Source organism: Corallococcus sp. AS-1-12 (assembly GCF_020036995.1).
Classification (GTDB): Bacteria; Myxococcota; Myxococcia; order Myxococcales; family Myxococcaceae; genus Corallococcus.
On the sequence record NZ_JAIQDD010000002.1, the window covers coordinates 135866 to 147924 of the forward strand.

Genomic DNA, 12059 nt, shown 5'->3' on the forward strand with positions numbered 1-12059 from the left:
ATTCAGTTTTCGCGTCGCTTCGCGCGCAAGCGCTCGAAGAACGTCTTGAGAAGCTGGCGACTCTCTTCCGCCAGGATGCCGCTTGTGACCTGAAGCCGGTGGTTGTGCCGGGGCTCTTCCACCAGGTTGTACAGCGAGCCGACCGCACCCGCTTTCGGGTCCATTGTACCAAAGACGAGTCGGGTGACACGAGACTGCACCAGCGCACCGGCGCACATGGCACACGGCTCCAGCGTCACGTAGAGGGTCACCCCGGAGAGCCGCCACGCATCGCGTGCTTTCGCGGCGGCGGCGAGGGCAATCATTTCGGCGTGGGCGAAGGGGTTCCGGTCGCATTCGCGGCGGTTGAAACCCGTGCCCACGACGTTGCCGTCGAGCACCGCCACCGCACCAACCGGTACTTCCCCGAGTGAAGCCGCTTCCCGCGCGAGCTCTAAAGCCTGCTGCATGAAAGCGATGTCGTCACTCATGAGACGTGCGCGCCAAAGAAGAAGTGCGCTCCCTGGAGGATTCGAACCTCCGGCCTTCGGATTCGTAGTCCGACGCTCTATCCAGCTGAGCTAAGGGAGCATTTCTTCCGGCTGCTGCTTTACATCAAGTGGCGGAGAGAGAGGGATTCGAACCCTCGATACCCTTTCGAGTATGCAGGTTTAGCAAACCTGTGCCTTCAGCCTCTCGGCCATCTCTCCAACTCTTCTCTGTCAAAGAACCACGAAACTCAAGCTCAAAATCGGAGGCGGTAGGATTCGAACCTACGGAAGGCTTTCACCTTCTGCGGTTTTCAAGACCGCTGCCTTCAACCGCTCGGCCACGCCTCCACAGCAGGTGCCGCTCGGTTCCCGGCGGGCCAACCGCGCCCGTGGGGCCGCCCTTCTACATCATTTCTTCCGCGTGGCAAGCGAGATGTTGGCCCCTTTTTTACGTCCGGGGCCCCATCGGCCTGACTACAGGGGGCGCAGCTCCTTCAGCCCGCCCATGTACGGCACCAACGCCTCCGGGATGGCGACGCTTCCGTCCTCCCGCTGGTAGTTCTCCAGGATGGCGATGCTCGTGCGCCCCACGGCCAGCCCGCTGCCGTTGAGGGTGTGCACCATCTGGGGCTTGTCCCCCTTCTGGGGGCGGAAGCGGATCTTCGCGCGGCGGGCCTGGAAGTCGCCGCAGTCCGAGCAGGACGAAATCTCCCGGTACGCGCCCTGGCCGGGCAGCCAGACCTCGATGTCGTAGGTCTTGCGCGCGCCGAAGCCCATGTCCCCGGTGCACAGGAGCATCACGCGGTGGTGCAGCCCCAGCCGGCGGAGGATGTCGCACGCGTCGTCCGTCATGGCCTCCAGTTCCTCCAGGCTCCTGTCCGGCTGGGAGAACTTCACGAGCTCCACCTTGTGGAACTGGTGCTGGCGGATGAGGCCGCGCGTGTCGCGCCCCGCGGCGCCGGCCTCCGCGCGGAAGCAGGGGCTGAAGGCGCAGTAGCGGATGGGGAGCTGCTCGCCCTCCAGGATTTCGTCCGCGTGGTAGTTCGTCACGGGGACTTCCGCCGTGGGGATGAGGAAGCGCTCGGGGTCGCCGGACGTCTTGAAGGCGTCGTCCTCGAACTTGGGCAACTGGCCGGTGCCCATCATCGTCTCGCGCAGCACCAGGTAGGGCGGGAGCAGCTCCGTGTAGCCCTTGGAGGTGTGCACGTCGATCATGAACGTGACGAGCGCGCGCTCCAGCCGCGCCAGGGCGCCCTTGTAGAAGGTGAAGCGGCTGCCGGACACCTTCGCGGCGCGCTCGAAGTCGAGCATGCCCAGCGACTCGCCCAGTTCGAAGTGCTGCTTGGGCGTGAAGAGGAGGTGGGGCTTCTCACCCCAGCTCTTCACCTGGACGTTCTCGTCCGCGCTGGCGCCCACCGGGACGGACTCGTGGGGCACGTTGGGGATGACCAGGAGGATGCGGTTGAGCTCCTCCTCCACTTCCTTGAGGCGGGCCTCCTTCTCCTTGATCTCCTGGGAGACGCCGCGCAGGTCGCCGCGCAGCTTCTCCATCGCGGCCGGGTCCTCCTTGGCCTTGCGCTTCATCTCCTCGTTGGCGGCGTTGCGGCGCGCGGCCAGCGCCTCCATGGAGACATAGAGGTCGCGACGCTCCGTGAAGAGCGTCTGGAAGGGGCCGAGGTCCAGGCTGCCGCCCCGAGTCTTGAGTCGGGCGACGACCGCATCGAAGTTCTGCGCAACGTTCCGGAGGTCCAGCATAGGGGCTCGCCTTGTAGTCATCCCGGGCGTGGGCCGGCAAGGCTCACCACGCGCCGGGTGCTCAGGGCCTGACGCCCGGAGGGGTGGGGCTAGTGTTCGAGGTCGTAGATTTCGTCCTCGATGTCCTTCTTGTCCGCCGCGTCCGGCTTCTTCACCAGGTACTCCTTGAAGGCCGTGATGGCGTCCTTGCGCTTGTTGCGCTCCTTGTAGGCGAAGCCCAGGTAGTAGAAGGACTGGGCGTTGTCCGGCTCGGCGGTGGTGGCCTTCTTGTACCAGTCGATGGCCTTGGCGTACTGGGCCTGCTCCGTGAAGGCGCGGGCGACCTTGTAGTAGACGTACGTGAGCTTCGGATCCGCCTTGAGCGCCGCCTGGTAGCGGCGGACGGCGTCGTCCCAGCGGGCGGCGTTGAAGAGCACGTCGCCCATGGCGCCCAGCACCCGCGTGCGCTGCGGATCCGCCTTGAGCGCGGCCTCGAAGGAGGCGATGGCCTCGTCGAACTCGCCCCGCTCCAGGTGCGCGTGGCCCAGGGCCTCGTGCGCGTCCGCGTAGTTGGGCTCCATCTCCACGGCGGCCTTCCACTGCTCGATGGCGTCCGGCAGCCGCTTCGCGTCGCGCAGGATGACGCCGTAGGCGTACTTGTAGTCCGGGCGCTTGGGCGCGCGGTCCACGGCGGTCTTCATGCTGTCGAGCGCCTGGGTGTACTCGGAGCGCTTCGCGCGCACGAGGCCCAGGTAGTAGAGCGCCTCGTGGTTGGACGGCTCGTTGCGCAGCGCGAGGCCCAGGTTGCTCTCCGCGCCGGCCAGGTCGCCCTTCTCCAGGAGCACCGCGCCCAGGGTGATGGGGGTGGTGGTGGAGCGGGGGTCCTCCGCCTTGGCCTTCTCCAGCTCCGCGGCGGCCTCGTCCAGCCGGTGCAGCCGCCAGAGGACCAGGCCGCGCTGCAGCCGGCCGTCCTTCAAGAGGTGCGGATCCAGCTCCAGGGCGCGGTTGGCCTCCGTCTCCGCGCGGGTGGCGTCGCCGTTGAGCAGGGCCACGCGCGACAGGCCCAGGTGGGCGTCCGCCAGGTTGGGGTCCAACTGCACGGCGCGGTCGAACTCCTGCTGCGCGAGCAGGCTGTTGTTCTCCGCGAGCGCCAGCTCTCCCAGGCCCGCGTGCACGCCCGCGTGCTCCGGCGCCTGCTTCGCGGCGGCCTCCAGCAGGGCGCGCGCGTCCGCGTTGCGGTGCTGCCGCAGGTACAGGCGGCCCAGGTACAGGCCCGCGTCCACCAGCTTCGCGTCCGCGGCGGTGGCGCGCTTGAAGTGGCCTTCCGCCTCCGTGGGCTTGTCGAGCGCGTCCTCGATGCGGCCGTAGAGGTACGCGATGCGCGCCTCGTTGGGGAAGCTCTTGCTGGCGGCCTCCACGGCGGTGAGCGCGTCCTGCATCTTGCCGGTCATCACCAGCGCGGTGATGTGGCCGTCCACGTACTCCAGGTTGTCGCTGTCCTCCTTCGCGAGCGAGGCGTAGAGCGGCAGCGCGCCGTCGTAGTCGCGCTGCGAGCGCAGCACCTGGGCGAGCTGGGCCTTGATGAAGTCGGAGTCCGGGTTGTCCTTGAGGGCGGCCTTCAGCTCCGTCTCCGCCTCCTTGGGCTTGAACTGCTGGTAGAGGGCCACGCCCTTGAGGCCGCGGGCGCGGGCGCGCTCGGCGGGCCCCAGCGCGTCCTGGAGCTTCAGGGCGCTGTCCACGGCCTGGGCGCCCTGCTCGATGTTCGACTTGCGCACCAGCAGCTCCACCGCGGCCAGCTCCACCGCGGAGGCGGCGTGCTGCGGATCCGCGGCGAGCGCCTCCGCGTAGGCCTTGGCGGCCTCGTCGGCCTTGCCCTGCGCCTGGTACAGGTTGCCCAGCGCGTGGTGGGCCTTGGCGGACTTCGCGTCCTTCTCCAGCACCTTGGTCAGCGTGGCGACGGCGTTGGGGATGTCCTTCTGCTGCGCGTAGGACTCCGCCAGCAGGAAGGCGAGCTCCAGGTCGCCCTGGTTGTCCTCGCGGACGGCGGCGTCCCGCAGGCGGGCCTGGGCCTCCGCGCCCTTGCGCTGGGTGAGCGCGATGCCGGCGGCGGTCTTGATGACCTCCACGTTCTTGTCACCCAGCAGCTCGATGGCCTCCATCTGCCTTTCGCACGTGGTCAGGTCGGAGCGCTCTCCGTCCGCGTAGCGGCGCTGCAGGTAGGCGACGGACTGGCACCAGAGGGCGCGGACCTCCGGGTACTCCTTCTTGGCCAGCACCTTGGCGCTCTTGGCGCGGGCCTCCTTGTAGCTGGCGTAGGTGTCCGCGAGCAGCCCCTTGCGCGCGTCCTCGACGAGCTTCGCCTCGGCGGAGCCGGAGGACACGCGGGCCGGGAAGAACTTGTTGCGGCCGAAGGCGCCGTAGCGGCTGGCCTCGAAGCTGGCGCCGGTGCCCAGCACGAGCACCGCCACGCCCGCGGCGATGAGGACGGGCAGGCGCTTCTTCCACCTGGCCTCGGAGGCGCTGCGGTCCACGACGGACACCGCGGCCATGCGGCCTTCGTAGAGCTGGCGCAGCCGATCCATGCTGGCCTGGGGGTTGGCGGGATCCGCGGCGCCCGCCGTCTCCGGGGTGGGGGCGCCCGGGGTGGGCGCGAGCGGCACGGCCTTGGCCGGACCCTCCATCAGCCGCTGGATGGCGGCGGCGAAGACGGGCACGGTGCCGATGGCGGACCACGCCTCCGAGTCCGGCGACACGTCCTCGTTGCCCAGGAGCTGGCCGTCCTCGAGCATCTTGACGATGACGCCCTCCTCGAACGGGCCGAACATCTTCCCGGAGCGGCGGCGCACGTGGAAGCGCTTCACCTGCACGCGGCCACCGGCGTCCTTGCCGGCGCTGTCGTCGATGAAGCTGAGCATCTCCAGGCCGTCCGCGGGGCCCGCGGCGGGCGGGGGCGGCAGCGGCGCGGAGAGGTCCGCTTCCAGGTCATCCATGGGCGCGGCGGTGGGGTCGAACTCCAGCGCGTCCGGCAGGCCCGTGGCCGCGGAGGACGGGACGGGGGCGGGGTCGCCGAAGTCCACGTCGCCGAAGTCCGTGGCGGGGTTGATGCGCGCGGGCGGCGGCGGCGCGGCCGGGGCGGGGTCGCCGAAGTCCAACTGGAAGTTCGGAGCGGGCGCCGCGGCCGGGGGCGACGTGAAGTCCACGGCGAACGGATCATCCGTGGGCACGGGGGACTGGCCGTACGCGGGGGGCGGCGGCTCCGCGAAGTCGAAGGACACCGGGGCGGGGGCGGCGGGCGAGGGCAGGTCCGAGAAGTCCATCGCCTGGGGGGCGGCGGGCGAGGGCAGGTCGGAGAAGTCCAGGCCGGGCGAGGGCGGCAGGGCGAAGGGGTCGTCGCTCGCGGAGGGCAGCCCGCCCAGGTCGTAGGCCGGGGCACCGGCGTCGGGCGGCGGGGGCAGGGCGAACGGGTCGGCGTCCGGGGGCGGGGCCGCGTAGTCGGAGGGCGGCGGGAGGCCGAACGGATCCGCCTCCGGTTCCGCGGGGGGCGGGGCCAGGGCGAACGGATCCGCCTGGGGCTCCGGCTCGCCGTAGCCGTAGGTCTGCGGGTGGGGACGCGACGCCGCGGCGGGGCCGTGGGCGTTGCTCGGGTCGTTGATGTCGAAGGTGAACGCGTCCTCGGGCGCCGGCTGCGCGGGGACGGGCAGGGTGCCGTCGTCCGCGAAGTCGAAGTCGGGCGTGCCGAAGTCGGCCTCGGCGGGCGGGGCGGCGGCGGCGACGGGCTCCTCGGAGAAGTCGAAGTCGCGGGCGGTGCCGGCGGGCTCGTTCGTGCCGTAGGCGGCGGGCTCGCGGAAGGCAGCGTTGGGGACGGGGATGGAGACGACGCGGGTGACGTCCTCGCGGGGCTCGGAGAAGTCGCTGGTGTCGACCGAGGAGAACTCGCCGCTGCTCACCTCCGCGAAGTCGTCCTCCGCGGGGGCCGGCGGCGCGGCGTCCATGTCGAAGTTGAACGAGTCATCCGGATGGGCGACCGGCGCGCCGGGGCCCGCGTCCAGCGAGATGGCCCGGGGCGCGGCCACGCCCGGCGAGGCGTAGGCCTCGGGCGGGACCTCGTCGTCGAAGGAGAACGGATCCTCGGGGACGGGCGGAGCGGCGTTGCCCGGCAGCGGGATGGCGGCGGCGCGCGGGGCGGCGGTGCCCGGCAGCGGGATGGCGGGGCCCGCGCCCATGGGGATGGCTGCGGACTGGGGCGCGGCGCTCCCGGGCAGCGGGATGGCGGCGGACTGCGGGGCCGCGGCGCGCGGGGCGGCGGTGCCCGGCAGCGGGATGGCGGGACCCGCGCCCATGGGGATGGCGGCGGACTGGGGCGCGGCGGTGCCCGGCAGCGGGATGGCGGCGGACTGGGGCGTGGCGCTGCCGGGGAGCGGAATCGCGGCCGACTGCGGAGCCGGAGCGGCGGCGCGCGGGGCGGCCGTACCCGGCAGCGGGATGGCGGCGGACTGGGGCGCGGCGGTGCCCGGCAGCGGAATGGCGGCCGACTGGGGGGCGGCGCTGCCCGGGAGCGGGATGGCGGCGGACTGGGGCGCCGAGGCGCGGGGCGCGGCGGCACCCGGCAGGGGAATCGCGGAGGACTGAGGCGCGGCGGTGCCCGGGAGCGGAATGGCTGCGGACTGGGGCGCGGCGCTGCCCGGCAGCGGGATGGCTGCGGACTGAGGCGCGGCCGTGCCCGGCAAGGGAATCGCGGCGGACTGTGGGGCGGCGGTGCCCGGCAGGGGGATCGCGGCCGACTGGGGCGCGGCGCTGCCCGGGAGCGGGATGGCGGCCGACTGGGGGGCGGCGGTGCCCGGCAGGGGAATCGCGGCCGACTGCGGCGCGGCGGTGCCCGGGAGCGGGATGGCGGCCGACTGGGGCGCGGCCTCGGGAGCTTCGGCGCCCGCGCTATCGGCCTTGATGGGGAACGTGGTCTGGCACCGGGCGCACTTCAGCTTCGCGCCGCCGGGCGGGATCCGCCTGTCATCGATGTTGTAATTCGTCTGGCACGACGGGCAGGAGACTTTCATTGTTTTCCTTCGACGAGACCGGCTGGCGCGCGCACGCGCAGCAATGACGGGGGCGTGCGATGGTCCGCGCGGCGCGTGCAGGCTAGCAGAGCCGTTTCAAGCCCGGAAAGAACGCGTCCCCGGCGCGTACCGTTGTCACCCGGCCGGGCAGGAGGGCGGGCGCCCGCCAACACCAAGGGTGTGCATCCCTTTTCCAGGCCCCCTCCCAGGGTGGTAGACCCGGCGGAGCATGGATCCCATCGTCATCCTCGGGGCGGGCCTGGCGGGCCTCTCCACCGCGCACTTCCTCAAGCGCCCCTGGCGCCTCATCGAGAAGTCCGACCGGGTCGGCGGCCTCATCAAGACCGAGGTCATCGACGGGTGTTACTTCGACCCCACCGGCCACTGGCTCCACCTGCGCGACCCGGAGATCCAGCAACTGGTCAATACGCTCTGGCTCCCGGACCAGTTGGTGCGCATCCAGCGCCGCGCCGCCATCTTCTCTCGGGACACCTTCACCCGCTTCCCCTACCAGGTGAATACCCACGGGCTGCCGCCGGAGGTCGTCGCGGAGAACCTGGTCGGCTACGTGGAGGCCATCTACGGGGAGAAGGGCCGCGCCCTGCGCGAGCGCGACCCCGTGAACTTCGAGGAGTTCATCCTCCGCTACATGGGTGAAGGCTTCGCGAAGAACTTCATGCTGCCCTACAACCAGAAGCTCTGGACCGTGCACCCGCGCGAGATGTCCGCCGCCTGGGTCGGCCGGTTCGTGCCGCGCCCCACCCTCAAAGAGGTCGTGGACGGGGCGCTCGGCGCGGGCAGTGATCAACTGGGCTACAACGCGTCCTTCCTCTACCCGCGCGAGGGCGGCATCGAGAGCCTGGCGCGCGCGATGAAACAGCACCTGACGGGCGGCGAGCTGAGCGTGCGCACCGAGCCCGTCTCCATCGACTGGAAGGCGAAGCAGGTGGCGCTGTCGGACGGGCGGACCCTTCCGTACTCGGGGCTGGTGTCCTCCATCGCGCTGCCGGCGCTGGTGGAGCTGCTCGGGAAGGGCGCCTCCGGCGTGCCGGACGAGGTGCGGGCCGCGGCCAAGCGCCTGCGCGCCTTCATCGTCACGTACGTGTGCGTGGGCGCCCGGGGGGCGAACCGCCAGCCGTGGCATTGGATCTACCTGCCGGAGCCGGAGTTCCACTCGTACCGCATCGGGGCGCCGTCGGCGGTGTACGCGCCCCTGGCCCCGCCGGACACGGCCAGCTTCTCCGTGGAGTTCAGCCACCACGGCGAGCTGTCCGTGGCGGACGCGGAGCGGTACGCGGTGGAGGATCTGGTGCGCTCGCGGATGATCCATTCAGCGGACGACATCCTCTTCGCCCGGGGGCGCGAGATCCCGAACGCGTACGTCCTCTACGACGACGCCTACGGCCCCGCGATGGCGGAGGTGAAGCGCTTCCTGGAGCACGCCGGCATCCTCATGGCCGGGCGCTACGGAAAGTGGGAGTACGCCTCCATGGAGGACGCCATCCTGGACGGGCGGGCTTGCGCCCGGACGCTGAACGGCTGACGCACGGAGTCGTCTCCTGTCGACGGTGGTCCGGGGGCGTGCTACGCCCCAACGCCTTCCCTTCGCATCTCCGGACCCATGGCCCTGCACCTCTCCGTCGTCATCCCCGTCTACAACGAGGAGTCCATCATCGCCCAGGCAGCCGAAGAGCTGCGCCAGGGGCTGGATGCTCGCGGGCTCGACTACGAAATCATCTTCGCGGAGAACGGCTCGCGCGACGCGACGCCCCGGCTCCTGGAGGAGCTCTGCGCGAAGAACCCGCGCCTGCGCTGGTTCCACTCGGAGACGCCCAACTACGGCGTGGCGCTCAAGGCCGGCATCCTGAAGGCGCGGGGCACCTACGTGGTCTGTGATGAAATCGACCTCTGCGACCTGACCTTCTACGACGCGGCGCTGCCCCGGCTGGAGCGCGGCGAGGCGGACATGGTCGTGGGCTCCAAGGCGGCCAAGGGCGCGAGCGACCAGCGCCCCCTCATCCGCCGCGCGGCCACGCGGGTGCACAACAAGCTCTTGCGCGTGGCGCTGGGCTTCCAGGGCACGGACACGCACGGCCTCAAGGCGTTCCGCCGCGAAGCGCTGCTGCCCGTCATCCAGAAGTGCGTGGTGGACATGGACGTGTTCGCCAGCGAGTTCGTCATCCGCGCGTGGCGCGAGGGGCTGAACGTCATGGAGATCCCCATCCAGCTCCATGAGAAGCGCCAGCCGTCCATCCACCTGTTCAAGCGCGTGCCCAACGTGCTCAAGAACGTGGGCAAGCTGTTCTACGTCATCCGCGTCCGCGGGACCTGAGCGGAAGGGGGGCCCCATGACGGCAGCGCGCCTGGCGTCCATCTCCGTCGACCTGGATTCGCTGCCGCACTACTGCCGGATCCACGGGCTGCCCGAGTCGCTGCTCGACGAGCGCGCGAGGACGCTCATCCACCGCGTGGCGGTGCCGCGCTTCCAGGAGCTGTTCGCGGCGGTGGGCGTGCCCGGGACGTTCTTCGTCATCGGCGAGGACCTGGAGGCGGACCCCGGCGCCGCGGAGGGCATGCGGCGCGCCCACGCGGCCGGCGTGGAGGTGGCGAGCCACAGCCACGCCCATGACTACGCGCTCACCCGGCGCGGGCCGGACGCCATTTCAGCGGACCTGGCGCGCGCGGACGCGGCCATCCTGAAGGCCGTGGGCGTGCGTCCTTCCGGATTCCGCGCCCCGGGCTACACGCTGAACGCGGACCTGTACGCGGCCACCGTGGCGCAGGGCTACCGGTACGGTTCGTCCGCGTTCCCGGCGGCCCCGTACTACGCGGCGAAGGCGGCGGTGATGGGGGCGCTCGCGGCGCTGGGGCGGCCGTCGCGCTCCGTGCTGGACACCCCGCGCGTGCTGCTGGCGCCGCGCGTGCCGTACCGGCCGGACCCCGCGCAGCCCTACCGTCGCGGCTCGGGGGCGGTGCTGGAATTGCCCATGACGGTGACGCCGGTGGTGCGCTTCCCGTTCATCGGCACGTTCGCCACGACGCTGCCTCGCGGCACGATGCGCGCCGCGTACCGCGCGTGCCGGGCGGATGCCTTCTTCAACTTCGAGCTCCATGGGGTCGACGTGCTGGACGCCACGGACGGCATCCCGCCGGAGCTCGTACGCCAGCAGCGCGACCTGCGCGTGAGCGCCGCGAAGAAGCTGGAGCGGCTGCGCGACATCTTCCAGTGGCTCAAGGACGACTTCGACGTCGTCACCCTGCGCGACGCCGCGGGGCGGCTCTCCGCGACGCTCTGACTCAGCGCGCGGCCTTCAGGGCCTTCCAGTCCGCCTCGGCCTGATCCGCGTAGGCCCGCGCGAAGGCGACCAGCCGCTTCGTGGCCTCCTTCGTGTCTCCACCCACCCAGTCCTCCAGGCGCCGCGCCCGGGCCTGCGTGTTGCCGTGGGCGCGGGCCAGCACGACGCCCGCCTGCTCGAAGGTGGAGCGCAGGGACTTCTTCTTCCCGAGCACGCCGTCGTCCAGCTTGTTCTTCTCCGGCTCCACCTCGCGCACGAGGAACGCCCGGCCGCCCATGTCCACCGCGCCCGTGAGCGGGTTCACGGCGCCGCCCAGCTCCTCCTGCGCCTTCACCACGTCCGCGCCGTTCGCGGGCACCGGGGGCGACGCCACGCCGGACGCGAGCAGCTCCTTCAGCTCCAGCAGCACGGGGGGCGCCTTCGGATCCGCCGCGCCCAGGAGCACGTAGTCGCGCTCCAGGCCGTAGCTGCTGCCCCCTGCGTCCAGCCGCGCCGCCAGGTCCAGCACCTTCAGGGGGACCGCCACGCCCTCCGTGCCGTCCAGGGTCTTCTCGTAGGACGCCAGCGCCGTCCGCACCGCCGCCTTCTTTTGCGCGTCCAGCGGCTGGAGCGTGTCCGTCGTGAGGAAGCGCGGGCCCTTCGCGCCGTCGAGCTTCACGTACCTGGACAGCAGGTCCCTGGCGGACGTGTCGCGCGCCTTGCTGATGAGGTCCTTCACCGGCCCGGAGGACTCCTTCTTGTCCAGGAACGCCCCCGGGTTCGCGTCGCCGTCCGCCAGCAGCTCCAGCGTCTCGAAGTAGCTCTTCGCCAGCGCCTCCACCGCCTGGACCTGCTCGCGGGTGGACAGGCCCGCCTCGCGCGCGGTGAGGACCGCGCTGGTGGCCAGGCGCGTGAGGTCCGCCTCCGGCGACGCGGTGCCCGTCTGGTCGAAGTCGTTGAGCCCCCACACCGCCTTGCCGTCCGGCCCCCGGAACGTGCCCAGGTTGCCCACGTGCGCGTCGCCCACCACCCGGATGTCCGGCGCGGGCCGGTCCGTCAGCCGGGCCTGCCGCGCGTACGGGCCCCGCAGGTCCGCGTGGAACAGGGCGGGCATGGCGCGGAACAGGGCGGAGGGGCTCTGGCGCATCTGCGCCAGCTTCTCCTTCAGGCGCGCGGGCGGCAGGTCCAGCCGCGCGTTGAAGTCGCGCACGAAGGACACGGCCTGGGACGGCTGCCGCTCCAGCCCGGATGCCCGTGGGGGCGCGAGCGTGTTCCCCGCCACGCTGTTGCCCGTCCGTGACGGGGGGGCCTGGGGCTGGAAGTCGCTGACGTCGGAGGCCAGCCGCCCCGCGGCGGCCCCGGAGGTGGCGAGCGTCAGCACCGTGGCGGCGACGGTGGAGCCGGACGTCCGGGAGGGGGAGGCGGGCTTGGAGGGGATGCGCATGGGGGACCTTCCGGCGGATTATCGTCAGAAGGGCATCGCGGGTTGTGGGCCCACTCCCGGCGTGCGGGCCGGGGTGCTAAGG

General features: G+C 71.5%; 7 protein-coding genes and 3 tRNA genes. 3 read left to right on the plus strand and 7 right to left on the minus strand.

Features of this window, described 5'->3' with window-relative positions; genetic code table 11:
• Positions 1 to 2: 2 nt before the first annotated feature.
• From tadA to K8556_RS02935, 6 genes are all read right to left on the minus strand, one after another.
• Positions 3 to 470 carry a tRNA adenosine(34) deaminase TadA gene (gene tadA, locus K8556_RS02910; RefSeq protein WP_223738487.1) on the minus strand — a complete coding sequence of 156 codons (468 nt, stop codon included), beginning with the start codon at positions 468 to 470 and terminating at the stop codon, positions 3 to 5.
• A gap of 26 nt (positions 471 to 496) precedes the next feature.
• Positions 497 to 570 (minus strand) — tRNA-Arg (locus K8556_RS02915).
• Positions 571 to 599: 29 nt separating this feature from the next.
• Positions 600 to 689: transfer RNA gene (locus K8556_RS02920), tRNA-Ser, on the minus strand.
• A 42-nt stretch (positions 690 to 731) separates the two neighbouring features.
• Positions 732 to 818 (minus strand) — tRNA-Ser (locus K8556_RS02925).
• A 126-nt stretch (positions 819 to 944) separates the two neighbouring features.
• Positions 945 to 2225: a serine--tRNA ligase gene (serS, locus tag K8556_RS02930; RefSeq protein ID WP_223738488.1), complete on the minus strand. Its 1281-nt coding sequence runs from the start codon at positions 2223 to 2225 to the stop codon at positions 945 to 947.
• A gap of 89 nt (positions 2226 to 2314) precedes the next feature.
• On the minus strand, positions 2315 to 7258 hold the full coding sequence (locus K8556_RS02935) for a tetratricopeptide repeat protein (RefSeq protein ID WP_223738489.1): 4944 nt from the start codon (positions 7256 to 7258) through the stop codon (positions 2315 to 2317).
• A 229-nt stretch (positions 7259 to 7487) separates the two neighbouring features.
• Between K8556_RS02935 and K8556_RS02940 the strand changes: the two genes are divergently transcribed.
• From K8556_RS02940 to K8556_RS02950, 3 genes are all read left to right on the plus strand, one after another.
• Positions 7488 to 8801 carry an NAD(P)/FAD-dependent oxidoreductase gene (locus K8556_RS02940; RefSeq protein ID WP_223738490.1) on the plus strand — a complete coding sequence of 438 codons (1314 nt, stop codon included), beginning with the start codon at positions 7488 to 7490 and terminating at the stop codon, positions 8799 to 8801.
• A gap of 78 nt (positions 8802 to 8879) precedes the next feature.
• The gene (locus K8556_RS02945) at positions 8880 to 9590 is read left to right on the plus strand and encodes a glycosyltransferase family 2 protein (RefSeq protein WP_120622956.1); all 711 of its coding nucleotides are present in this window, start codon (positions 8880 to 8882) and stop codon (positions 9588 to 9590) included.
• 16 nt (positions 9591 to 9606) lie between these two features.
• Positions 9607 to 10554, plus strand: a complete 948-nt coding sequence (locus K8556_RS02950) for a polysaccharide deacetylase family protein (protein ID WP_223738491.1) — start codon at positions 9607 to 9609, stop codon at positions 10552 to 10554.
• A gap of 1 nt (position 10555) precedes the next feature.
• Here K8556_RS02950 and K8556_RS02955 read toward each other — a convergent pair whose 3' ends face one another.
• The gene (locus tag K8556_RS02955; RefSeq protein ID WP_304503925.1) at positions 10556 to 11977 is read right to left on the minus strand and encodes a DUF2252 family protein; all 1422 of its coding nucleotides are present in this window, start codon (positions 11975 to 11977) and stop codon (positions 10556 to 10558) included.
• Between the last annotated feature and the right edge of the window lie 82 nt (positions 11978 to 12059).